Genomic DNA, 21850 nt, shown 5'->3' on the forward strand with positions numbered 1-21850 from the left:
ATGGGGCGTTTGGGTTTTAAGGGCGGGAGGTGATGGGGCGTCTGGACGCGGCCGTGGTGGGAGACTGGGGCCATGCCGACGCGGAACCTGATCTTTGTGGCCTTCGTGGAGCCCGTGGCCGAAGGCCAGGTCTTCCCACGCACCGACTGGCCGCTGCACATCACGCTGGTGCGGTTTGACGTGGGGTTCGACGCCGCCGCAACAGGCAGCGCGGACGTCGCCGAACGCATCGCCGGGCTCGCTGACGCACCGGCAGCCGCAGCGCTGGGCGCCGCGCTCACCGTGGGGGAGGACGCCGCCTTCGGCCGCAACGGATCCGTTCCCGTCAACCTCATCCAGCCCCAGCCTGACCTGCAGGCCCTGCACGGGCAGCTGGTTGACGTGGGCGTGGGCGTGGGAGGCAGGATCCTGACGCCGGCCCACACCCTCGCCGGATACCGCCCCCACGTCTCACACCATGGTGGCAAGCGCCTCCACCCCGGCGACGCCGTCGTGCTTGACCGCGTCGCCCTGGTGGACATGGCTCCCGACGGCGACCACACCACCAGGCGCGTCCTCCGGCTGTGGTGCCGCGAGGGTGGAAGCTAGGCGATGACGCTGTCCACCAGTGCCTTGGCCTCGGCCTGGACCTGCTTCAGGTGCTCCTCGCCCTTGAAGGACTCGGCGTAGATCTTGTAGACGTCTTCGGTGCCGGACGGCCGGGCCGCGAACCAGGCGTTCTCGGTGACCACCTTCAGGCCGCCGATGGGTGCGCCGTTGCCGGGTGCCTCGGTGAGTTTGGCGGTGATCTCCTCGCCCGCCAGCGACGTGGCAGTCACGTCAGCGGCGGACAGCTTGCCCAGCTTTGCCTTCTGCTCACGCGTCGCGGCGGCGTCGATCCGGGCGTAGACAGGGGCGCCGAACTGGTCGGTCAGGCCCTTGTACAGCTGCGACGGGGACTTGCCCGTGACCGCGGTGATCTCGGACGCCAGCAGGGCCAGCAGGATGCCGTCCTTGTCCGTGGTCCACACGCTGCCGTCCAGCTTGTTGAAGGAAGCGCCTGCGGATTCCTCCCCGCCGAACGCGCCTTCACCCGAGAGCAGGCCGGGCACGAACCATTTGAAGCCCACCGGGACCTCCACGAGCTTGCGGCCCAGGCTCTGCGCCACGCGGTCGATGATGGAGGATGACACCAGGGTCTTGCCCACTACCGAGGCCGGGTTCCAGCCGCTGCGGTTGCGGTACAGGTAGTCGATGGCCACTGCGAGGTAGTGGTTCGGGTTCATCAGCCCGCCGTCAGGGGTGACGATGCCGTGGCGGTCTGCGTCGGCGTCGTTGCCGGTGGCGATATCGAAGGAGGATCCGCCTGCCGACATCCGCTGGATCAGCGAGGCCATGGCGGACGGCGAGGAGCAGTCCATGCGGATTTTTTCGTCCCAGTCCAGCGTCATGAACGCCCACTGCGGGTCGACGGTGGGGTTCACCACGGTGAGGTCCAGGTGGTGGCGCTCGGCGATCTCGCCCCAGTAGTCAACGGAGGCGCCGCCCATGGGGTCGGCACCGATCCGGACGCCGGCCTCGCGGATGGCATCCAGGTTCAGGACGGACGGAAGGTCGTCCACGTAGCTGGAGAGGAAGTCGAACTTGCCGGTAGTGTCGGCCGATTGTGCGTCGGCCAGCGGAATCCGCTTCACGCCCCGCAGGCCGTTTTCCAGGAGCTCGTTGGCGCGGTTGGCGATCCAGCCTGTGGCATCTGAGTCGGCGGGACCGCCGTGCGGGGGGTTGTACTTGAAGCCGCCGTCGCCGGGCGGGTTGTGGCTGGGCGTTACCACGATGCCGTCAGCCTGCGGGGCGCCGGGCGCCGCCTTCCCGTTGTAGGTGAGGATGGCGTGGCTCAGGGCCGGGGTGGGGGTGTAGCCGTGCCGGGCATCCACCAGGACCTGGACGCCGTTGGCGGCGAGGACCTCGAGGGCAGAGTTCTGTGCCGGCTCGCTCAGCGCGTGGGTGTCCTTGGCCAGGAACAGCGGACCGGTGACGCCCTGTGCCGCCCGGTACTCCACGATTGCCTGGGTGATGGCCACGATGTGCTGCTCGTTGAAGGAGGCCTTCAAACTGGACCCTCGGTGCCCGGACGTTCCGAACACCACGCGCTGGCCGGGATCACCCAGGTCCGGCGCGATGTCGTAATACGCGTCGAGGAGCGCAGTGATGTCAACAAGGTCCTGGGGTTGGGCAACTGTACCCGCGCGGCTAGCCATGGCTCCAGCATGCCAGAAGCTGGCAGGAGTCAAAACGACCCGCCCAAAATCCGGACGCTGTGACCTGCCGTGACGTACGCCAACCAAGTAGTCCAACTGAGTACACAGCCGCGAAAGTACCTATATACCGCCCCTTCCGCCCACTGCTACTTTCAAGGAAATTCCACCGAAAGGAACGGACGACGGCGGGCCGCCGCCTTAGTCGGTTCCGGCAAGGAAACGGGGACGTCCAATGGGGGCAGGAGACGGGGCAGCGGAGCAGTCCAGGCTTGCTGCCGAGCGCGTGGCGCGGCTGAAGCGCAGGCTGGATGAGGCCGATCAATCCACCAAGGCATGGGATACCGCCGCGGTGGGGGAGCGGACGGTGGCCGACAAGCTCAGCGAGCTGGTTCCCCGCGGCTGGTACGTGCTCCACGGTGTCCATTGGCCGGGCAGGCCCAAGGCCACCCTGGACCACGTCCTGGTGGGACCGGGCGGCGTGGTGGTGGTGGATTCCAAGAACTGGACCGGCGAGGTGCAGGTGGCGTCCGGCGTGCTCTGGCAGGGCCGCTATGCGCGCACCCAGGCCGTCGAAGGTGCCCTGGCCCAATGCGCTGCCGTTGCCTCGGTGCTGGCTCCGCCGCACCGCAGGCTGGTCCGTCCACTTATCTGCATGGCTGCCCAGCCCGACCTTTTTGGTATAACCGACTCGGACGTGGCCGTGGCCGGTTCGCAGCGGGTGGTCCCGGCCATCGAGTCGCTGCCGGCGGTACTGGACCAGCAGGCCGTGGTGGGCCTGTACGAGGACCTGGGCCGGCAGCTCACGCACGAGCAGGAGCCCGGCATCACTGCGCTGCGCAACGTGCGTCCGGGAACCGTGGTGCGCCCGGCGGGAGCCCTGCCGCCGGCCGGTCCCGCCGCAAGCCCGGGAGGCAAAACCGGAGCCAAGGACGCAGCCAGGGCCCGCAGCGCATCCCGCCACCCCGCAGGCCGTGCCCTGCCGCCACGCGACGTCCAGGCAGGGCAGCATGCGGCCGCGCCGGCCGGGCATTGGCGCCACGGCCGGAGCACCAGGGCGCAGCACCACGGCGGGACCAGCGCAGGCAAGCTGGCGCTGCTGGCGGCGTTCGTTATTTTTGCCGTCTATTTCCTGCCCTACTTGGCGCGCTAGGCTCCTGCCGGGTCCCGGGCCGCAGTTGGTCAATGGCGGCCTCGCGGACCGCCGCGCCGATCCGCGCGAGGCGGTTTGAATCGAGGGACCAGGCCTGCCAGTAGAGGGCAACGTCCTGGTGGGCGGCCTCCTCCAACCAGACCAGGGCGCCGTCCGCCAGTTCGCCCGAGAGCTGGAGCTCCGGAATCATTCCCCAGCCCAGGCCTGCCCTGACCGCTGCAAGGAACCCCTGGGATGAGGGCACGGTATGCGTGGGCGGAGCCTGCTGCACGCTCTTCGCGGCCAGCAGCTGCTGCTGCAGGGTGTCCTTCGCATTGAATTTCATAACCGGCATTGCCGCCCAGTCCATCCCGCCTGGGCTGGAAAAGCGCCGGCGCAGCCCTGGAGCGGCCACCGGGATGTAGCGCATGGATCCCAGCAACTCCACGCGGCATCCGCTCACCGGGACAGGGTCGGAGGTCACCGCGGCCATCACTGCGCCGTCGCGGAGCAGTTGGCTGCTGTAGCCCTGGTCCTCAACATGAAGGTCCAGTGCAGAGTCCTCCCAGCCTGCGGCCTGGTGCAGGACGGGAAGGAACCACGTGGCCAGCGAATCGGCGTTCACGGCCACTGGCAGAGGGGCCCGCAAGCTCGAACCCGTTCCCAGTGCTGCCGCGGTCTCGGCCTCGAGTAACTGCACCTGGCGGGCCATCCGCAGCAGCAGCGCACCCGCGTCCGTGGCGGTACAGGGAACCCGGCGGCGTACCAGGACCTGCCCCACGGAGGTTTCCAGCGCCTTGATGCGCTGGCTCACGGCCGACGGAGTGACGCGGAGCAGGTCTGCCGCGGCCTCAAACGTTCCTTCGTCGACAACCGCGACGAGGGCCTTCAGGTGTTCAAGGTTCATGAAGATATTCTAAGGACAACCAAGAATCTGTTATTTGTCTACAGTGGATTGCGATCCTATGGTCATGGAATGTGGACCGCGGGAATAACTGGAATGCTTACCGGGCTGGCGCTGATCGTGGCGATCGGCGCCCAGAACGCCTTTGTGCTGCGCCAGGGCATCCGCCGGGAGCACATTGGCGCAGTGGTGCTCGTCTGCATGGCCGGTGACGCGCTGCTGATCGTGGGCGGAACAGCGGGGATCGGAGCGCTTGTCACCCAATTCCCCGGGGTGCTGGAAGTCCTGCGCTGGGCCGGAGCCGCCTATTTGCTGTGGTTCGCGGTGCGGTCCTTCCTGGCAGCGGCGAGGCCTTCCGCGCTGACGGAGCAGTCGCCCAGGTCCAGGAACTCGGTCATCGCCACCACGGCCGCCCTGACCTTCCTCAACCCACATGTCTACCTTGACACCGTGGTGCTGCTGGGCAGCCTCGCCAACCAGCAGGGCCCCGGGCTGCGCTGGACCTTTGCCGCCGGCGCCGTGGCCGGAAGCGTCCTGTGGTTCACGGCCCTCGGCTACGGGGCGCGGGCACTGGCCAGGGTGCTCGCCAGCCCCCGGACCTGGCGGTGGATCGACGCCGCCATCGGCGTCCTGATGGTGGTCCTGGCCGTCCGGCTGGTCCTGCACTGAAGTAGTCTGTAACCAGATTCGCAGGGGAGAAACCATGAGCAACCAGCCATCCCAGGGGCCCGATTACCAGCGACCCGAAAACCAGTCCGGCGGCCCGCCGTGGTCCGGGTACCAGCCACCGGCCCAGTATGGGCAGGGAGCCGGTCACGGCCAGTCCCAGTATGGCCAGCCGCAGTACGGCCAAGGACCCTACAGCCAGGCCCAATACAACCAGCCGCAGTACAGCCAGCCGCCGTACAGCCAGCCCCAGTACTTCGGCCAGGCGTCCTACTACGGCCAGCAGGTGGAACCCAAAACGCTGAGCATCGCCAGCATGGTCTGCGGCATCGCCTCGGTGATCATGGGCTGGCTGTTGCTGCCCCAGTTCGCCGCCATCATCACCGGCCATTTGGCCCTGCGCCGTGAACCCTCGGGCAAGGGGATGTCCATCACCGGCCTGGTGCTGGGTTACCTTTGCCTGCTGGGCTACGGAGCGCTCTGGCTGTTGTTCATTATTGGCGTGGCCGTCGCCGGCACTGCCGGGTCAAACACCGGCACGTTCTAACCGGCGGGTGCCGGCCGCCCCGGCCCGGCGCCAACGGCGGCCCTGGCACCTAATGCCCGGGCCGCCGTCGTAAATTCCCCAGCTGCCTGCCTACCCCTCCATTGCCACGGCCGCCGGCTCCCCAACCCTGCCCGCCGGGTAGATCGATTCCGCCGGGGCCCGGTTGGTGGCCTTGGCCCACGGGTAGTAGATGGCGAGGGTGGCCACGATCCCCACGAGCCAGGAGATGTCCGCCCCGCCCAGCAGCTTGGTGACCGGGCCGGTATACAGGGCCTGCGCCAGGAACGGGACCTGGATGACGACGCCGATTCCATAGGAGACCAGGGCCGCGGCGTTCCAGCGGCCGTAGCGGCCGTCCGGGTTGTACAGGGCCGGGATGTCCAGCCGGTCGCGGGAGATCTTGTAGTAGTCCACGAGGTTGATCACGGACCATGGCGTGAACACCATCAGCAGCAGGAGCACAAAGTTCTTGAACATGTTCAGGAAGTCCTTGCTGGCGAACAGCGCGATGAGGACGCTGGCACCGATGACCGCCACGATGAACGCGATCCGAACGGTTTTGGAGACAGTGTCCCGGCGGTTGACCGCGGTGCTGATGGTCACGCCGCACATGAAGGCCCCATAGGCGTTCAGGCAGTTCACTGTCAGCTTGCCGGTGACGATCATCAGGTAGATGAAGACGGCGATCAGGCCGGCGCCGGCGAGGTCGCCCATGTACCCCACCTGGTTCTTCAGGAAATCCCCGCCCAGCTTGGCGGCCGACAGCCCTCCGGCCAGGGCGCCCAGGGTCATGGCCCACTGGGCGCCCCCCACCGAGCCGGCGAAGGTGTACCAGAACGTCTTGCGCTCGGAGGTGTGGGCCGGGAGGTAGCGGGAGTAGTCGGCGACGTACGGGCCGAACGTCAGCTGCCAGCCTGCGCCGAGGGCGACGGCGGTGAGGAACGTGGGCCACTCGAAGCCCTTGACCATCAGCACCTGGGTGACGTCGAACCTGGTGACGACGGCGACCGTCAGGTAGAGGAAGCCGGCGAGGCCCAGCACGGTGGCGATGCGGCCCAGCGCGTGGATGTACTTATAGCCCAGGATGGCCAGCAGGGCGGTGGCCGCACCGAAGATGAGGATTCCGACGGCGGGCGTCTCCACTCCCAGCATGAGGTTGATGGCCTGCCCCGAAAGGACGGTGCCGGTGGAGGCGAATCCGACGTACATCAGGATGACCAGTGCCAGCGGGATCACGGCCCCGTACACGCCGAACTGCGCCCGGCTGGAAATCATCTGGGGCAGCCCCAGCTTGGGGCCCTGGGCAGAGTGGAGGGCCATGACGGCGCCGCCCAGCACATTCCCCACCAACAGTCCCACGATGGCCCAGAAAGCATCCGCCCCGAACACCACGGCCAGGGCGCCGTCCACGATGGCGGTGATCTGCGCGTTGGCGCCGAACCACAGGGTGAACTGGCCCCGCGGGTGGCCGTGGCGCTCACCCGGCGGGATCATGTCAATCGAACGTGCCTCTACGGCGGTACTGCCTCCGGCCATGGCCAAACTCCTCAGTGATGTAAACGTAGGGTCCATCACACCGGGTTTCAGGGCGCTGCAACACCGCTGTCCCACGCTGGCTGTCCGGGAAACCAGACAGCCCGGCGTGTCGCCGTGGGGCGGCCCGGCCCACGGCTGCTAGCGGAGCAGCTCCACGTCGGAGACGAGCTCGATGTGCGCCAGCATGGCGTCGGCCGCTGCCGCAGCGTCCTGCGCACGCACGGCATCCGCGATTTTCCGGTGTGATGCCAGTGACTGTTCCGGCCGGCCGGGCTGGCCCAGCGACTCCATCCTTGTTTCCAGGATCATCTCCGCGATGAAGGCCATCAGCTGTGCCAGGACCGAGGAGTGCGCCGCGCCGGTGATTGCCTGGTGGAAGAGTTCGTCACCGTGGGTGCCGCGGTCGCCGTCGCTGATTTCCTGTGCCATGACGTCCAGGGCGTTGTCGATCGCGGCGAGGTCCTGGTCCGTCCGGCGTTCCGCGGCAAGGGCGGCAAGCTTCACCTCCAGGGTGCTGCGGGCTTCCACGATTTCCGGCAGCCGGCTCTGGTGCTCACGCAGGCCCTTGACCACCGAGGCGACGCTGGGCCTCCGGGCCAGCACGGCTCCGGTGCCGTGCTGCACGTCAATGACGCCCAGGACCTCAAGGGCCACCAGTGCCTGGGCGAGAGTGGCGCGGGAGACGCCCAGCCGCTCGGCGAGGTCGCGCTCGGCCGGCAGCAGGTCGCCGGGCTTCAGCTGGGCGGACTCGATGTAGGCAAGGATCTGTTCCACCAGCTGCTCGTACAGCCGTGGCCGCGCAACGCGTTCCAGCCCCAGCCGTGCCGTCTTCTCCACAAAGCCCTCCCTTGGGTCTACCGGTCCAGAATACCGCCTTCATCTATTGACAGATAGACTCACTGTCTAAGAGGCTAGTCCAGTGAGCCAGTAACTCACGTCACATTCTTCCCCTCAATGGAGGACCAACGATGTCCGCTCCTGTCCTATCCATCATCATCCTCGCGGCGATGTTCCTGCTCGCCACCGTCCTGCCCCTCAACATGGGTGCGCTCGCCTTCGTCGGCGCCTTCCTGCTCGGCGCCGTGGTGCTGGGCATGTCCACCAATGAGATCCTGGCCAACTTCCCCGGCGGCCTCTTCCTCACCATCGTGGGCGTCACCTACCTCTTCGCCATCGCGCAGAACAACGGCACCATCGACCTCCTGGTCCGGGGAGCCGTCAAGCTCGTGGGCAGCCGCGTTGCCCTCATCCCCTGGGTCATGTTCGCCATCACCGCGGTGATCACGGCCGTGGGCGCCCTGTCTCCCGCCGCCGTCGCCATCATTGCCCCCATCGCCCTGAGCTTTGCCGGCAAGTACAAGATCAGCCCGCTCCTGATGGGCATGATGGTGATCCACGGCGCACAGGCCGGCGGCTTCTCGCCCATCGCCGTCTACGGCGTCACCGTCAACGGCATCCTGGCCAAGACCGACCTCGCGTTCAGCCCCACCGCCCTGTTCCTGTCCAGCTTCATCTTCAACCTGGTCATCGCGCTGGTCCTCTTCGTGGTCCTGGGCGGCAAGAACCTCCTGTCCTCCAAGGTGGGACACTTCGTGGAGCAGGCGGCCGAGGCGCGCATGGCAGTCAGCGTCGGCGCCAAGGCGGCCGGCGGCGACGTTCCTTTCAAGGGCTTCGGCTCGGGCATGTACGGCCCCCGCGACCCAGCAGGCGACGGCATTGCCGCCACCAAGGAACGTTCCGAACGGATCCCCCAGCTTGTCACCATTGCCGGACTGATCGTGCTGGCCGTGGTGGCCCTCGGCTTCAAGATGGATGTCGGCTTCGTGTCCATCACCATCGCCATCGTGCTGGCCCTGGTCTCGCCGGCCGCGCAGAAGGGCGCCATCAACAAGATCAGCTGGTCCACCGTGCTGCTCATTTGCGGCATGCTGACCTTCGTCGGCGTGCTTGAGGAGGCCGGCACCATTAAATTCGTCTCCAGCGGCGTCGCCGGAATGGGAATGCCGCTGCTGGCGGCCCTCATCATCTGCTTCATCGGCGCCGTGGTGTCCGCCTTCGCCTCCTCCACCGCGATCCTGGCAGCGCTCATCCCGCTCGCCGTCCCGTTCCTGTCCACCGGTGAAATCGGCGCCGTGGGCGTCATCTGCGCCCTGGCGGTCTCCGCCACGATCGTTGACGTCTCGCCGTTTTCCACCAACGGCGCACTGGTGCTGGCCAACGCCCCGGAGGGCGTGGACAAGGACCAGTTCTACAAGCGGATCCTCGGCTACAGCGGAATCGTCATCGTGGCCGGACCCGTCCTGGCATGGCTGGCACTGGTGGTCCCCGGCTGGCTCTAACTGCCACCGCCCCCGTCCAGCCTGTTTTTAGAAAGGAAACCAGAACATGAGCACCGAGAACCGCCAAGGCCCCCTGGCCGGGCACACCGTCGTCGACCTCAGCCGGGCACTGGCCGGACCGCACGCCGGCATGATGCTGGCGGACCTCGGTGCCCGCGTCATCAAGGTGGAGAACCCCGGCACGGGGGACGACACCCGGGGCTGGGGCCCGCCCTTCGTCGGCCCGGAGGATGACCTGCAGTCCACCTACTTCATGTCCTGCAACCGCAACAAGGAATCCATCAGTTTGGACCTGAAGAGTGAAGACGGGCAGGCGGTGCTGCGCGGACTGCTGGAGCGGGCCGATGTGGTGATCGAGAACTTCCGGCCCGGCGTCATGGACCGGCTGGGCTTCTCAACGGCGGCGATGCATGAACTCAACCCGCGCCTGGTGATCCTGTCCATCACCGGCTTTGGCCACGACGGCCCCGAATCCCAGCGGAGCGGCTACGACCAGATCCTGCAGGGCGAAGCCGGACTCATGTCACTCACCGGCTCCGGACCGGATGATCCGCAGCGCGTGGGCGTTCCCATCGCCGACCTGCTCTCCGGCATGAACGGGGCGTTCGGCGTCCTGGCGGCACTGGTGGAGCGGAACCGGACCGGCCGGGGCCAGGTGGTGCGCACGTCGCTGCTCGCTTCCCTGATTGGAGTCCACGCCTTCCAGGGAACCCGGACCACTGTTGCCGGCGAAGTTCCGCAGGCCCAGGGAAACCACCACCCGTCCATCGCACCCTACGGCCTGTTCAACTGCAAGGACGGCAGCGTCCAGATCAGCGTCGGCAGTGAGAAACTGTGGCAGTCCTTCGCGGCAGCCTTCGGCCTGGACGCTGCCGCCCCCGGTTTCGCCAGCAACGCCGAAAGGGTGCGGAACCGCGGCGAGGTGATTGCCGCCGTCGAACGCGCCTTCTCGGGGTACGGGGCGGCGGAACTGCTGCAGAAGCTGAACGACGCCGGGATCCCGGCCGGCAAGGTCCGCTCACTGGATGAGGTGTACGCCTGGGAGCAGGTGGCGTCCCAGGGCCTGGTGGTGGAGGTGGACCATCCACTGCTGGGAAAGGTGAGCCTGCCGGGGCCGCCGCTGCGGTTCTTCGCACCCGGCGACGCCGCGGAAACCACCCCGACCGGGCACGACGCACCGCCGCTGCTGAATGAGGACGGCGCCGCCATCCGGGAATGGCTGGGCATGGCCCCCGCGGCACCGGCGGCCAAGTAGCGTGGGGACGGCAGAGAAGGTGCGGCACATGAACGCCACCGAGTTGCTCGAAACCGTGGTGGACCCCGGTTCGTTCGTTTCCTGGGACGCGGAACCGGAGCAGCCCGGGCTGTCCGAAGAGTACGCCCGGGACCTGGCCAAGGCGCGGGAGCGCAGCGGCGCCGACGAATCAGTGATCACCGGCGCCGGGCTGATCCGCGGCCGGAGGGTCGCACTCATCGTCAGCGAATTTTCGTTCCTTGCCGGGTCGATCGGCCACGCGGCAGCGCAAAGGATTGTTGCCGCCGTCGAACGCGCCACTGCCGAAGGGCTCCCGCTGCTGGCCGGTCCGGCGTCAGGCGGCACGCGGATGCAGGAAGGGACGCTCGCGTTCCTGTCCATGGTGAAGATCACCGGCGCAGTCCGCGCGCACCGCCAGGCCGGCCTTCCCTACCTGGTCTACCTGCGCCACCCCACCACCGGCGGCGTGATGGCGTCCTGGGGATCCCTGGGGCACATCAACGTGGCCGAACCCGGGGCCCTGCTGGGATTCCTTGGCCCACGCGTCTACCAGGCGCTGTACGGCGAAGACTTCCCGGAGAACGTCCAGGTGGCGGAAAACCTCTTCAACAAGGGATTGATCGACGGAGTGGTCGAACCTCGCGACCTCGCCGATCTGGTGGGCCGGGCGCTGGACATCCTCGCTCCCGTGGCCCCGCTGCCGCCGCGCCCCGCGGCTCCCGACACCGTGAACGTCCGGCCATCGTCCGTGGACGCCTGGACGTCCATCGGGCTCTCCCGGCGGCCGCGGCGGCCGGACCTGCGCCAGTTGCTGAAATTCGGCGCCGGAGATGCCCTTCCCTTGAACGGAACCGGGCAGGGCGAGAAGGACCCCGGGTTGCTGCTGGCACTTGCACGCTTCGGCACCCAGTCCTGCATCGTGCTGGGGCACGCACGCCCGCTGCGGAAAGACGCCGCCGGCATGGGGCCCGGGTCCTTGAGGGAAGCGCGGCGGGGGATGAAGCTGGCGGAGGAACTGCGGCTTCCCCTGCTGACTGTCATCGATACCGCCGGTGCCGCCCTTTCGCAGGAAGCGGAGGAGGGCGGGCTTGCCGGCGAAATTGCGCGCTCGCTGCATGAACTGATCGGACTCGAGTCACCGTCGGTTTCCGTGCTGCTTGGCCAGGGAGCCGGGGGAGGGGCGCTGGCGCTGCTGCCTGCGGACAGGACCATCGCCGCACAGCACAGCTGGCTGTCGCCGCTGCCGCCGGAGGGAGCCAGCGCCATCGTCCACCGGACCACCGAATTCGCGCCCGCCATGGCCCAGGCGCAGGGTGTGAACGTCGCGGCGCTGTACGCGAACGGGCTGGTGGACCACATCGTTGACGAGCGCGGTGATGCTTCCCTGGAGCCGCGCGAATTCTGCGTCCGGATGGCACAGGCGATTGAGTATGAGCTGGCGACTGTGGCGGGAGTTCCCGTGCCGGAACTGGTGGCTGCCCGCGCCGGAAAGTTCGCGACGCTGGGCGCCCGCTAGGCGAGGCGGCGTAAAGCTGGGACGTCGGTACCCACCTCGACGGCGGCAGCCACGCGGGCGGCTCGGCGACCGGGCGGCTCGGCGACCGGGCGGCTCGGCGACCGGCCGCTACTTTCGTTGCCGGACCCGTGCCCTGTGGGCGTTGGAGCGGAGCTGGAGGATACGCACGCCGCCCGCAACGGCCACCAGCACGCCGCCCGTCACGGCCGCGATGAACAGAGCCATGCCAAGCGGGACTGAGCCCTCGAAGCCCAGGAATTTCACCAAGGCCTGTTCCTGGTTCTGCAGGATGAAAACGATCAGCAGGATCAGGAGCGCCAAGGCAGCCACTACCGCTGCCCAGATGACTCCGGCGCGGGTGACCTTGCGCTCCGGGGTGGCGCCGCCCGGGGCGGTCGTGGCCGAGGTTCCTGTGGCGGGCGTTCCGGGCTCCCGGGTTGGGTAGGACGGGGCGCCGCCGAGGGATGCGGCCCGGTCCCCGGACGGCTGGGCCGGGTTTGCTGGCGGCGTGGTGGCCTCGCGTTCCGGCGTGCGGTCCGGTCCTGGCGTGTACTGTCCTGCGCTCATGCCCGTTTCCTTTCGCAGAATAATAAGCATGCTTATTGTGCAACCATAGACGCCAGTGTTGCGTTAGCACAACGCGCGTAACGGGGTGTGCGGCCAAGAGTCGCAGACGGAGGAGGTCCCGGGGTGTTTTGTCGAAGGAGGGGCACCCGCCCGGGAACCCCTCCTTCGACCGGCCCGGGTCATTACAGCCCGGGCGTCAGACCCTCTCCCTGTTCCGCTCCGCGGAGGGGGTGCGCGGTGCAGGGGACCTGCGCCAGTTGGGGAACGCCCAGAAGGTGAAATCCGGTGCCTTGACCGGCTCCTTTGGAGTTTCCGCAGGTGTTTCGGGTTTTGTTTCGGCTTCGGGCCGGCGCGTCGTTTCCTTCCTGGCGCCCCATCCGAAGTCCTTGTTTGATGCGTAGCACATACAGGCCTCCTCATGGTGACTGCCCTTTAATCGTCCCCCTGATTGGCGCGGGAGTCGATACGCCGGCGAAGTCCACACGGGCGCCGCGGCATCGGTATGCAGCCCGCGGGGCAGGCCACGCGGGGAGTCAGCCGCCGTTAACGATGTCCTGTGCCTCCTGCGGGCGGTGGAACTCGCAGGGCCCTTGATGGCGGAGGGGGAGCAGGCAAGTCCGGCCCGTCGGCAGGTGGACCAGGGCGCACCGGCCGGCCATGGCGAGGTCCTCCCTGACGTTGGTGTTGCTCAGGTCCGGCCGGCCGTCGGGGGCCGCCGCGTAAGTTTCGGCGCCGTTTGCGCTGGCTTCAGCATTCATGCGGGACAACTCCTCGTGGAGCTTGGTGGGTGGAGGAAACGTAATGGCGCTTTACCAGTTTGGGTAGCCCAGGTTACGGCTGGGTTAAGCCGCCGTTAGGTTAAGGTCAACAGCAAAAAGCCCTGCCCCTAGAAGCCCAGTTGGCGCGCGACCTGCAGCAGGAGGGCCTCAGAACCCGGAGGGCCCACCAGTTGGATTCCCATGGGCAGTCCGCTCCCGGGGGCACCGCCGGTCCAATGCACCGGAACCGTGATGGCCGGCAGTCCGCACACATTGACCATCGAGGACCAGGGCGCGTATTCGCACTGCTTCCGGTAGTCGCCATCGGCGTCCCCGGGCCACTGCACCGACGGCCAGCGGACGCTGCCGTGCGCCGTGCCGGTGAACCAGCCCACCGGCCGGGGCGTCTGCGCCAGCGCGGGCATCAGCATCAGGTCCCACTGCCGGTACTGGGCCTCCGTGTCGTGCTGGAACTGCCGCAGGAACGCCAGCGCCTCGGCAAGTTTGGCAGGGCTGCGCTGCTGCGCGCGCCGGCGGAAGGTCCGGGTCAGGGGCGCGAGCTGCGCTTCCCTGGATGGGCTGATCCGGGCGGCGCCCACTCCGGCGGTCCAGGCTGTGGTGAAGGCATCCGGATACCTGTTGTCATAGCGGACGCCGGCGTCGCCAAGGGTATGGCCGGCATGTTCCAGGAGGGCTTCGCCGGCCTGGAGCGCGTCCAGGGCCTCCCGGTCCGGCGTGAACGGAAAGGTGCCGGACCAGGGACTGTCCAGCGTGATGCCGATCCTCAGCCGCGGCGGCTCCTGCCGGACTGCCTCGAGGTACTGGTTCCCTGGGGCCAGGACGTCCATCATCAGCGCGGCATCCTCTGCGCTCCGGGCAATGGGTCCCGGTGTCACCAGCCGGGCAGGGTCGCCGGCGCTTTCCCCGGCGGCCACCAGCCCCCGCCCGGGTTTGAGTCCCACCAGGCCACAGGCGGCAGCGGGTATGCGGACTGATCCGCCGCCGTCGGTCCCGGGGGCAAAAGGCAGCAACCCTGCCGCCACGGCGGCTGCACTGCCGCCGGAGGACCCTCCCGAACTTCTGCCGGGCGCGTGCGGGTTGCGCGACGGCGGCGCGATGCGGTTTTCGCTGTAGGCCGTCAGTCCGAATTCGGGCACCTGGGTCTTGCCCAGCGAAACCACGCCTGCATCCTTGAAAAGGGACACCAGGGGAGCGTCGGCAGGGGCGGGTTTGTGGTCCAGGGCGGCGCTGCCGTGCGTGGTCACCACACCGGCCACGTCCGCGAGGTCCTTGAACGCCAGCGGCATGCCGTGCAGCAGGGGCAGGTCATCGGCGGCGGAATGGGCGCTGCGGGTATCCGCCGCCCGCGCCTGCCCCAGGGCCTGGTCCGCCGTCACGGTGATGAAGGCGCCCAGCAGTGGGTTTTGCTGCCCGATCCGCTCCAGGAAGTGTGCGGTGGATTCAGTGGCGGACACCGATCCGCTGCGCAGGAGGTCGCGGAGCGCCAGTGCCGAAAGTTCGTGGAGTTCAGGCACGGGGACCTGCCGGCCGGGGCCGGGCTTTCCGGCAGGCACAAGCCGGTAGCGCGGAGAGGGCGGTCAGCTGCTGGGACATGGAAACCTCCTGGGCCTTCACCAGCCTAACCCGCGCCTTTCCCCGGACCCGTTCCGGCTGCGGGGAGGCGGAAGGGCTAGGCTTAAACCTGACTTTGATCCGACAGAGCTGCCAAGACAGGACTCCGATGAGCGATTTCGATACCGTCCCCGTCCATGACGTCCCGGCCGACGCCGTGATCCTGGACGTCCGGGAGGACTACGAGTGGGTTGCCGGCCATGCCGAGGGCGCAGTCCACATCCCCATGGACCAGGTCCCGGCCCGGCTGGATGAACTCGACCCGGACGAGGACGTCTACGTCATTTGCCGCACCGGCGGCCGCTCCTTCCGCGTGGCCCAATGGCTCACAGGCCAGGGGTATACAGCCATTAACGTGTCCGGCGGCATGGACCAGTGGCTGGAATCCGGCAAGCCCCTGGTCTCGGACAACGGACTCAAGCCCCTGGTGCTTTAGTGCCCTGCGCCTATACGTTCCTCGGTCCGGAGGGCACATTCACTGAGGCTGCCCTGCTGCAGGTCCCTGGCGCCGCCCAGGCGGTCCGGTTGCCGGCGTCGAACGTCAACGCTGCCCTTGACAAAGTCCGCGACGGCTCGGCAGACGCCGCCATGGTCCCCATCGAAAACTCGGTGGAGGGCGGCGTGACTGCCACGCTGGATGCCATTGCCACGGGCCCGGAACTGCGGATCATCCGCGAAGTCCTGGTTCCCATCAGCTTTGTCCTGGCTGCCCGGCCCGGGGTGCAGCTGGAGGATGTACGGCGGGTGTCCACACACGGCCATGCCTGGGCGCAGTGCCGGCTATGGATGGATCAGCATATACTTGGTGCGGAATACGTTCCCGGATCGTCAACAGCCGCTGCCGCGCTGGGGCTGCTGGACGCGGACTGCCGGTACGACGCGGCAATCTGCGCCCCGCTCGTGGCCAGGGAGCATGCGGGGCTGTCGGTCCTGGCGGAAGACATTGGGGACAACCCCGGCGCGGTGACACGCTTCATCCTGGTCAGCCGGCCGGCTCCACTGCCGGAACGGACCGGAGCGGACAAGACCACCGTTGTGGTCCCGCTGCCGGAGGACCGGCCGGGCGCCCTCATGGAGATCCTTGACCAGTTCGCCAGCCGCGGCGTCAACCTCAGCAGGATCGAATCGCGCCCTACCGGACAGTACCTGGGGCACTATTTCTTCAGCATCGACGCCGACGGCCATGCCCGCGAGGCCAGGGTGGCTGACGCACTGGCGGGGCTGCACCGCATCAGTCCCGGCACCCGCTTCCTGGGCTCCTACGCCAGGGCCGACAGGCACGCCACGCCGGTTCCCGCCCATACCTCCGATGCTGCTTTCGCGGCCGCCCGGACGTGGGTGGAATCCGTCCTCGCCGAGGAATCCGCCGCAGGTGAAAGCGGTTCCGGGGCTTCGCCCAAAGCGTAGGCAAATGCCCCCGGAAAATACTTCCGCGGACTGTGGACTGTGCGTATGCTTGCTTGATCCACACGGGGTATGGCCCCTGACGAAGGGAGCGGGTCATGACCAGCAGCACTGACAATGACGGCCAGGGGATGATCGTCAACCCCAAGCCGACGGGAGACAACCAGGACTGGGACGGGGACGACGCCGACCGCGCAGACCGCCTCCGCTTCGAAGAGGAGCAGGCGATGATCCGCGAGCAGTCCGAAGCCCACGCTGCTGCCAAACAAGCCCACGCGGACGCGAAAGCTGCTGCGGAGGCTGGGAAAAAGTCCGGGTCCTGACGGCGCCGACCACTGGCGCGGCGCCGCGTCGCGGCGCCGCTCCAGCTCCGCGTTACCGCACGGTGCGTGGACTGCCCTGCGCCGGGCCGCCGCTGTGTCCCTGCCCCCTGACCCTGACCAGGAGTGACCGGGGCTCCACCCCGACCGTAAGCTGGGTGGCTTCCCCCGCCGTGTCGCCGTCGAGCTGCGTGGGCATCGGCTCGGGGCACTTGATGACCACCTTGACTGACCGGTACACGGTCATGATGGGCAGCTTTCCACTGTGCTTGAACATGATTTTCACGTACATCAGCAGCCACCCCAGGGCGCTGCGGGGGCTCATCACCACGACGTCCAGCATGCCGTCGTCGATCATGGCCTGCGGGATGAAGTCAATGCCGCCGGGAACCAGGCCGCAATTGGCGAACAGCACGCTGCGGATGTTCCTTACCTGCTCCGGGCTGTCATCCAGGGCGATCGACACCTTTTTCCGCCGGCCCGGGAGGTGGCGCACCCCGGCCTCCGTGTAGGCCAGCCAGCCCACGGCTTTCTTCAGCCCGGCGTTGGTGTCGGCGAGGACTTCGGCATCCATGCCGATTCCGGCGATCACCAGGAAGACGTGCTCCGAATAGTGGCCCGTGCGGGAGTTCTCAATGGCCATCCGGGCAGTGTCAATGTACCGTTGCCGCCCAAAAAGCGCCGTCTGGACATTGCCGTGGAGATCGTTCACGTCCAGGTCCACATTCCGGGCCAAGAGATTTCCCGTGCCCAGCGGAATCAGGCCCATGGCTACATCGGTGTTCGCGAGGGCCTCAGCCACCACCCGGACGGTGCCGTCGCCGCCGCCCACCAGGACGACGTCGGGCTTTGCCGCCAAGGCGGCCTGCATCTGCGAAAAGCCGGGGTCCTCCGCCGTCGTCTCGAAAAAGACGGGCTCCTCCCACCCCGCCGCCAGGCATGCCCGGTGGATCATTCCCCTGGCTTCGTCCGCCCGCGCCTTGATGGGGTTCAGGACCACGGCCACCCGCTGCTGGGCCAGCCCTGAGTCGTAGGCTTCCCCGGCGACGGCGCTGCGCATATGCAGGGCCTTGAGGCGGCGCACCCCCCACCAGCTGGAGGTGGCGAAGGCAAGCGCCACGGCAATCAGCAGGTAGAGAATCCAGTCGCTCATGGTGGTTCAACAGTAGCCCGGCGCGCGGCGGCCCGCGGCACGGAGCTGCACGCCCGCCGTCGTGCAGTGAATTGGATACCCTTGTCTGGTGATCGACGTAAAAGACCTCAGCGAAAACCCGGACAAGTTCCGTGCCAGCCAGCGCGCCCGCGGCGCGGACGAATCAGTGGTGGACGCGATCATCTCCGCGGACTCCGCCCGCCGTGCCGCCCTGCTCCGCTTCGAGAACCTCCGGGCGGAGCAGAACGTGTTCGGCAAGAAGGTGGCAAAGGCCAAGGGCGACGAGAAGCAGGCCCTGCTGGCCGAGGTCAAGGAACTCGCCAATTCGGTAAAGGCCGCTTCCGCGGAGGCTGATGCCGCCCAGACTAAGCAGGAAGAACTGCTGCGCACCATCCCCAACCTGGTGGAGGACGGCGTTCCCGAAGGCGGCGAGGACGACTACGTGGTGGTCAAGACCGTGGGCGCCCCGCGCGAATTCCCCGACTTCGAGCCTAGGGACCACCTGGAAATCGGCGAGTTGATCGGCGCGATCGACATGGAGCGCGGCGCCAAGGTCTCCGGTGCGCGCTTCTACTTCCTGCGGGGCGTGGGGGCCCGGCTGGAGATGGCACTGCTGCAGATGGCCATGGACCAGGCCATTGAAGCCGGCTTCGTCCCTATGATCACCCCCACCCTGGTGCGTCCCGAGACCATGCAGGGCACCGGCTTCGACGTCAAGCACGACGCCGAGATCTACCGTCTCGCCGAAGACGACCTTTACCTCGTGGGCACCTCAGAGGTGGCCCTGGCCGGGTACCACGCCGACGAGATCCTGGACTTCTCCGCCGGTCCCATCCGCTACGCGGGACAGAGCTCCTGCTACCGCCGCGAAGCCGGATCCCACGGCAAGGACACCCGCGGCATCATCCGCGTGCACCAGTTCAACAAAGTGGAGATGTTCATTTACACCACGGTTGAAGAAGCTGCCGCCGAGCACCAGCGCCTCCTGGCCTGGGAAGAGGAGATGCTGGCCAAGTGCGAACTGCCGTACCGGGTCATCGACACTGCCGCCGGCGACCTCGGTACCTCCGCGGCCCGCAAGTACGACTGCGAAGCCTGGGTCCCCACGCAAAACGCCTACCGCGAGCTGACCTCCACGTCCAACTGCACCACGTTCCAGGCCCGCCGCCTGAACATCCGGGAGCGGGTGGTGAATTCTGAGGGTGCTGCCAAGGGCACGCGCGCCGTGGCCACGCTGAACGGCACCCTGGCCACCACACGGTGGATCGTGGCCCTCCTGGAGCACCACCAGAACGCGGACGGCTCCGTAAACGTGCCGAAGGCCCTGCAGAAGTACCTGGGCGGCCTGGAGGTCTTCCCGGTCCTCTAGGGGAATCCTTCATCAGCGTGTTCGCGGATCGGCACTTCAATTGTTCCGATCCGCGAACACGCCTGGGTTTTGCCCGCGCTTGTCCATGTACGGCCTCCCGCAAATGTGGAAATCCGCCGTGTTAACCAACAGTTCAATAAACCTGTGGTCCGCGTCCTAGCGCGTGTCAGTTGCGTCTGCTTCACTGTGTGAATGACAACGCTGACTGAAACCTCAGTCGCCGGCAACGATGACCGGCGAGACAACAATCGAGACTACAACCGCAACAGCATCGGCTCCGCCGCGGTGGACCAGAAGTTCATGGTCGCCCTGGACGTGGACGGCACGCTGGTTAACCACGACGGCCATATGTCCGCTGGCGTACGGGAAGCTGCGCAGGCCGTGGTGGCAGCCGGGCACGAGGTTATGATCGCCACCGGCCGCTCCCTGAACGCCACGCTTCCCATCATCGAAAAGATCGGCATCGAGCACGGGTACGCCGTGTGCTGCAACGGCGGGGTGACCCTCCGGCTGCACCCCGAACTGGAAAACGGCTACGAGGTGATCCACAAGGCCACGTTTGATCCGGGACCGGCCCTGCGTGCCCTCCGCAAACGTCTTCCGTCCGCCAAGTACGCGCTTGAGGACGCCGACGGAAGGTTCCTCTCCACCGAGCGGTTCCAGGATGCCAGCTTCGGCGTCGAGGCGGTGGGGGTTGACTTCCAGACCATGCTGGAGGCTACTGCCGTCCGCGTGGTGGTGTTCAGCACCGAGAACACGCCCGAAGAGTTCAACGAGGCCATCAACCACGTGGGCCTGGCGGGCGTGACCTATTCGGTGGGCTGGACCGCGTGGCTGGACATCGCCGCCGCGGGCGTCACCAAGGCCAGCGCCCTGGAAAACCTCAGGCTCCGGCTTGGCTTTGAAGAGCACCTGACGGTTGCCGTGGGCGACGGCCGGAACGACATCGAAATGCTCACGTGGGCCGGCCGCGGCGTCGCCATGGGGCAGGCTCCGGCGGAAGTGGTCGCTGCGGCGGACGAAGTCACGCACTCAGTGCACGACGACGGCGCCGCCCATGTGCTGCGCAGCCTCCTCTAGGCAGGACCCGGCAGCAAGCAGAATTCAGGGCACGCCGCCGGCCCAAGGCAGAATAGAGACATGACCCTTACGACGTTCGCCCTCGTCCGCCATGGCCAGACCGACTGGAACGCTGAGCGCCGGCTGCAGGGATCAACCGACATCCCCCTGAACGACGTCGGACGCGGCCAGGCGCGGGACGCCGTCGCCATCCTTGCACCGTATGAATGGGACGCCATCGTCTCCTCGCCGCTGAGCCGGGCCGCGGAGACCGCGGACCTGATCGCCGAAGGGCTCGGGCTGACGGTTTCCCGGCGGGTCCCGGAGCTCACCGAGCGCAGCTTCGGCCCGGCCGAGGGGATGCAGGCCGGCCCCGAGCTGGAAGCGCTGCGTATTCCCGGCGGATTCAAAGGCGCGGAGAGTGAAGACGAAGCCGCGGACCGCGGCCTCGCAGCCTTGGAAGCCCTGGCGGATGATTACCGCGGCCAGCGGGTCCTGGTGGTCACCCACGGCACCCTGCTGCGGGTCAGCCTCAGCCGCGCCATCGGCCAGGCCCTGGGCAGCGTGGACAACGCCGCCCTCAACCTGGCGCATCACCACGCGGTCGACGGCTGGAAGCTGGAATACTTCAACGGCGAGCCGGTCCTGGCAGCAACGGGCAGCTAAGGGGGCCGGGAAGCCCCGGCAGTCATTACGACGGCGGGACGCGGCTCAAGTGGTCAACCCGCCGGCGGTCATGCCCGTTAGGACCAGCGCCAGCAAACGGGCAGCTGCGGGCCGGGCGGCATGTTCTTCGTTCCACTGCGCCCGCGCGACGGCTTTGCTGACCGCCTGGGTGGTGATCCCGAGTTCCTGCGCCACGGCCTTCTGCTGGCCGCGGACTCCCGGGGTCAGCAGGTCCAGCACCCGCCATTCCGCGCCGGACCGCTCCCGCACGATATGGCCGAGAAGCCGCAGGATCGCTTCGGCGTCATGGGCAACATCCGCCAGCGGACCCTCCACGGCAACCGGCACCCGCTCCTTGCTGCTGCGGAGCCGGTCCACCGCCCGGCGGGCATAGACCAGACCGTGGCCGGAGGCATCCTTGATCTGGTTGGGCAACGGCTCGTTTACGGTCCCTGCGCCGATTCCTACGTACCAATGCCCGCTCCGCAAGGCGATCAGCGCGGCCTCCACGGCCTGGTGCGGGCAGTCGACAATGCCCTGGACTTCGTCTTCCACTGACCGGTCGAAATCCAGGCGCGCGGGGATGTGCCGCAGCGCCTTGAGCAGCTGCGGCACCTGGTCGCCGTGGCGCCGGCTGTCCGTCTGGTTGATGGTGAGGGTGAACATTCTGGGTCCACACTACCCGGAAGTAGTAATTGCGAAACGGGAGGTTTCGCGCCAGTACCGCCTGCCGGGCTCCGGCCCTGCGCACGGCTGGGGGCCCGGCAGGCGGGTGAATGCGGGCCCCCAGCGG

General features: G+C 67.7%; 22 protein-coding genes. 13 read left to right on the top strand and 9 right to left on the bottom strand.

The genetic code is table 11. From position 1 onward, the window contains the following. The first annotated feature begins 72 nt into the window (after positions 1-72). Positions 73-588 (top strand): 2'-5' RNA ligase family protein, encoded by a 516-nt coding sequence (locus J2T23_RS07645; protein WP_307358640.1) that lies wholly within the window; start codon positions 73-75, stop codon positions 586-588. On the opposite strand, the gene pgm is transcribed toward J2T23_RS07645, so the two are convergent. Beyond that, a complete protein-coding gene (gene pgm / locus J2T23_RS07650) occupies positions 585-2237 on the bottom strand; it encodes a phosphoglucomutase (alpha-D-glucose-1,6-bisphosphate-dependent) (RefSeq protein WP_141182978.1) in 1653 nt (550 codons plus the stop codon). The two genes, J2T23_RS07645 and pgm, sit on opposite strands and share 4 nt — an antisense overlap. 232 nt (positions 2238-2469) lie before the next feature. On the opposite strand from pgm, the gene J2T23_RS07655 reads away from it, so the two are divergent. Beyond that, the gene (locus tag J2T23_RS07655) at positions 2470-3387 is read left to right on the top strand and encodes a nuclease-related domain-containing protein (RefSeq protein WP_307358643.1); all 918 of its coding nucleotides are present in this window, start codon (positions 2470-2472) and stop codon (positions 3385-3387) included. On the opposite strand, the gene J2T23_RS07660 is transcribed toward J2T23_RS07655, so the two are convergent. Next, entirely contained in the window at positions 3347-4273 is a 927-nt protein-coding gene (locus J2T23_RS07660; RefSeq protein ID WP_307358645.1) for a LysR family transcriptional regulator ArgP, read from the bottom strand. The genes J2T23_RS07655 and J2T23_RS07660 overlap by 41 nt on opposite strands. A gap of 93 nt (positions 4274-4366) precedes the next feature. Between J2T23_RS07660 and J2T23_RS07665 the strand changes: the two genes are divergently transcribed. Together J2T23_RS07665 and J2T23_RS07670 are read left to right on the top strand one after the other, a co-directional pair. After that, a complete protein-coding gene (locus J2T23_RS07665; RefSeq protein WP_307358647.1) occupies positions 4367-4939 on the top strand; it encodes a LysE/ArgO family amino acid transporter in 573 nt (190 codons plus the stop codon). 34 nt (positions 4940-4973) lie between these two features. Beyond that, positions 4974-5483 carry a DUF4190 domain-containing protein gene (locus tag J2T23_RS07670; RefSeq protein WP_307358650.1) on the top strand — a complete coding sequence of 170 codons (510 nt, stop codon included), beginning with the start codon at positions 4974-4976 and terminating at the stop codon, positions 5481-5483. Between the two features lie 90 nt (positions 5484-5573). Here the strand turns inward: J2T23_RS07670 and J2T23_RS07675 are convergent, their stop codons facing one another. After that, positions 5574-7019, bottom strand: coding sequence for a purine-cytosine permease family protein (locus J2T23_RS07675; RefSeq protein ID WP_307358653.1), 1446 nt, complete (start codon positions 7017-7019; stop codon positions 5574-5576). Between the two features lie 138 nt (positions 7020-7157). Continuing rightward, positions 7158-7856: a FadR/GntR family transcriptional regulator gene (locus tag J2T23_RS07680; protein ID WP_141182983.1), complete on the bottom strand. Its 699-nt coding sequence runs from the start codon at positions 7854-7856 to the stop codon at positions 7158-7160. Between the two features lie 131 nt (positions 7857-7987). Here J2T23_RS07680 and J2T23_RS07685 point away from each other — a divergent pair, with 131 nt between their 5' ends. Genes J2T23_RS07685 through J2T23_RS07695 form a run of 3 tightly spaced genes read left to right on the top strand, consistent with a single transcriptional unit; the run spans position 7988 to position 12129 of the window. Beyond that, positions 7988-9358: an SLC13 family permease gene (locus J2T23_RS07685; RefSeq protein WP_141158614.1), complete on the top strand. Its 1371-nt coding sequence runs from the start codon at positions 7988-7990 to the stop codon at positions 9356-9358. 46 nt (positions 9359-9404) lie between these two features. Next, positions 9405-10613, top strand: a complete 1209-nt coding sequence (locus J2T23_RS07690) for a CaiB/BaiF CoA transferase family protein (protein ID WP_307358656.1) — start codon at positions 9405-9407, stop codon at positions 10611-10613. A 1-nt stretch (position 10614) separates the two neighbouring features. Continuing rightward, positions 10615-12129: a carboxyl transferase domain-containing protein gene (locus J2T23_RS07695; RefSeq protein ID WP_307358658.1), complete on the top strand. Its 1515-nt coding sequence runs from the start codon at positions 10615-10617 to the stop codon at positions 12127-12129. 108 nt (positions 12130-12237) lie between these two features. Here the strand turns inward: J2T23_RS07695 and J2T23_RS07700 are convergent, their stop codons facing one another. The 3 genes from J2T23_RS07700 to J2T23_RS07710 form a co-directional block, all read right to left on the bottom strand. Further along, the gene (locus tag J2T23_RS07700) at positions 12238-12696 is read right to left on the bottom strand and encodes a LapA family protein (protein WP_307358661.1); all 459 of its coding nucleotides are present in this window, start codon (positions 12694-12696) and stop codon (positions 12238-12240) included. Between the two features lie 533 nt (positions 12697-13229). Continuing rightward, positions 13230-13454, bottom strand: coding sequence for a hypothetical protein (locus J2T23_RS07705; protein ID WP_307358663.1), 225 nt, complete (start codon positions 13452-13454; stop codon positions 13230-13232). Positions 13455-13582: 128 nt separating this feature from the next. Continuing rightward, entirely contained in the window at positions 13583-14989 is a 1407-nt protein-coding gene (locus J2T23_RS07710) for an amidase (protein WP_307358666.1), read from the bottom strand. A 206-nt stretch (positions 14990-15195) separates the two neighbouring features. On the opposite strand from J2T23_RS07710, the gene J2T23_RS07715 reads away from it, so the two are divergent. The 3 genes from J2T23_RS07715 to J2T23_RS07725 all read left to right on the top strand — a co-directional run bounded on the left by J2T23_RS07715 (position 15196) and on the right by J2T23_RS07725 (position 16813). Next, the gene (locus tag J2T23_RS07715) at positions 15196-15522 is read left to right on the top strand and encodes a rhodanese-like domain-containing protein (protein ID WP_141182990.1); all 327 of its coding nucleotides are present in this window, start codon (positions 15196-15198) and stop codon (positions 15520-15522) included. Further along, positions 15522-16493: a prephenate dehydratase gene (gene pheA, locus J2T23_RS07720; protein ID WP_307358671.1), complete on the top strand. Its 972-nt coding sequence runs from the start codon at positions 15522-15524 to the stop codon at positions 16491-16493. Before J2T23_RS07715 ends, pheA begins: the two co-directional genes overlap by 1 nt. A 95-nt stretch (positions 16494-16588) precedes the next feature. Then, a complete protein-coding gene (locus J2T23_RS07725; protein ID WP_141158605.1) occupies positions 16589-16813 on the top strand; it encodes a hypothetical protein in 225 nt (74 codons plus the stop codon). Between the two features lie 52 nt (positions 16814-16865). Here J2T23_RS07725 and J2T23_RS07730 read toward each other — a convergent pair whose 3' ends face one another. Further along, entirely contained in the window at positions 16866-17963 is a 1098-nt protein-coding gene (locus tag J2T23_RS07730; protein ID WP_141158604.1) for a diacylglycerol/lipid kinase family protein, read from the bottom strand. 88 nt (positions 17964-18051) lie between these two features. On the opposite strand from J2T23_RS07730, the gene serS reads away from it, so the two are divergent. From serS to J2T23_RS07745, 3 genes are all read left to right on the top strand, one after another. Beyond that, on the top strand, positions 18052-19332 hold the full coding sequence (serS, locus tag J2T23_RS07735; RefSeq protein ID WP_307358674.1) for a serine--tRNA ligase: 1281 nt from the start codon (positions 18052-18054) through the stop codon (positions 19330-19332). A 192-nt stretch (positions 19333-19524) separates the two neighbouring features. Continuing rightward, positions 19525-20412, top strand: a complete 888-nt coding sequence (locus J2T23_RS07740) for an HAD family hydrolase (protein ID WP_307358678.1) — start codon at positions 19525-19527, stop codon at positions 20410-20412. Positions 20413-20472: 60 nt separating this feature from the next. Beyond that, positions 20473-21057: a histidine phosphatase family protein gene (locus tag J2T23_RS07745; protein ID WP_307358679.1), complete on the top strand. Its 585-nt coding sequence runs from the start codon at positions 20473-20475 to the stop codon at positions 21055-21057. Positions 21058-21102: 45 nt separating this feature from the next. On the opposite strand, the gene J2T23_RS07750 is transcribed toward J2T23_RS07745, so the two are convergent. Then, positions 21103-21723, bottom strand: coding sequence for a hypothetical protein (locus J2T23_RS07750; protein WP_307358681.1), 621 nt, complete (start codon positions 21721-21723; stop codon positions 21103-21105). Positions 21724-21850: the final 127 nt, after the last annotated feature.

The organism is Pseudarthrobacter niigatensis, from assembly GCF_030812615.1.
Taxonomy (GTDB): domain Bacteria; phylum Actinomycetota; class Actinomycetes; order Actinomycetales; family Micrococcaceae; genus Arthrobacter; species Arthrobacter niigatensis.

Coding starts and splice junctions, on each gene's coding strand:
- J2T23_RS07730 (WP_141158604.1), bottom strand. CDS start 17,963: ATGAGCGACTGGATTCTCTACCTGCTGATTGCCGTGGCGCTTGCCTTC.
- pgm (WP_141182978.1), bottom strand. CDS start 2,237: ATGGCTAGCCGCGCGGGTACAGTTGCCCAACCCCAGGACCTTGTTGAC.
- J2T23_RS07660 (WP_307358645.1), bottom strand. CDS start 4,273: ATGAACCTTGAACACCTGAAGGCCCTCGTCGCGGTTGTCGACGAAGGA.
- J2T23_RS07705 (WP_307358663.1), bottom strand. CDS start 13,454: ATGAATGCTGAAGCCAGCGCAAACGGCGCCGAAACTTACGCGGCGGCC.
- J2T23_RS07675 (WP_307358653.1), bottom strand. CDS start 7,019: ATGGCCGGAGGCAGTACCGCCGTAGAGGCACGTTCGATTGACATGATC.
- J2T23_RS07700 (WP_307358661.1), bottom strand. CDS start 12,696: ATGAGCGCAGGACAGTACACGCCAGGACCGGACCGCACGCCGGAACGC.
- J2T23_RS07715 (WP_141182990.1), top strand. CDS start 15,196: ATGAGCGATTTCGATACCGTCCCCGTCCATGACGTCCCGGCCGACGCC.
- J2T23_RS07745 (WP_307358679.1), top strand. CDS start 20,473: ATGACCCTTACGACGTTCGCCCTCGTCCGCCATGGCCAGACCGACTGG.
- J2T23_RS07750 (WP_307358681.1), bottom strand. CDS start 21,723: ATGTTCACCCTCACCATCAACCAGACGGACAGCCGGCGCCACGGCGAC.
- J2T23_RS07670 (WP_307358650.1), top strand. CDS start 4,974: ATGAGCAACCAGCCATCCCAGGGGCCCGATTACCAGCGACCCGAAAAC.
- J2T23_RS07665 (WP_307358647.1), top strand. CDS start 4,367: ATGCTTACCGGGCTGGCGCTGATCGTGGCGATCGGCGCCCAGAACGCC.
- J2T23_RS07655 (WP_307358643.1), top strand. CDS start 2,470: ATGGGGGCAGGAGACGGGGCAGCGGAGCAGTCCAGGCTTGCTGCCGAG.
- J2T23_RS07740 (WP_307358678.1), top strand. CDS start 19,525: ATGACAACGCTGACTGAAACCTCAGTCGCCGGCAACGATGACCGGCGA.
- J2T23_RS07685 (WP_141158614.1), top strand. CDS start 7,988: ATGTCCGCTCCTGTCCTATCCATCATCATCCTCGCGGCGATGTTCCTG.
- J2T23_RS07725 (WP_141158605.1), top strand. CDS start 16,589: ATGACCAGCAGCACTGACAATGACGGCCAGGGGATGATCGTCAACCCC.
- J2T23_RS07690 (WP_307358656.1), top strand. CDS start 9,405: ATGAGCACCGAGAACCGCCAAGGCCCCCTGGCCGGGCACACCGTCGTC.
- J2T23_RS07645 (WP_307358640.1), top strand. CDS start 73: ATGCCGACGCGGAACCTGATCTTTGTGGCCTTCGTGGAGCCCGTGGCC.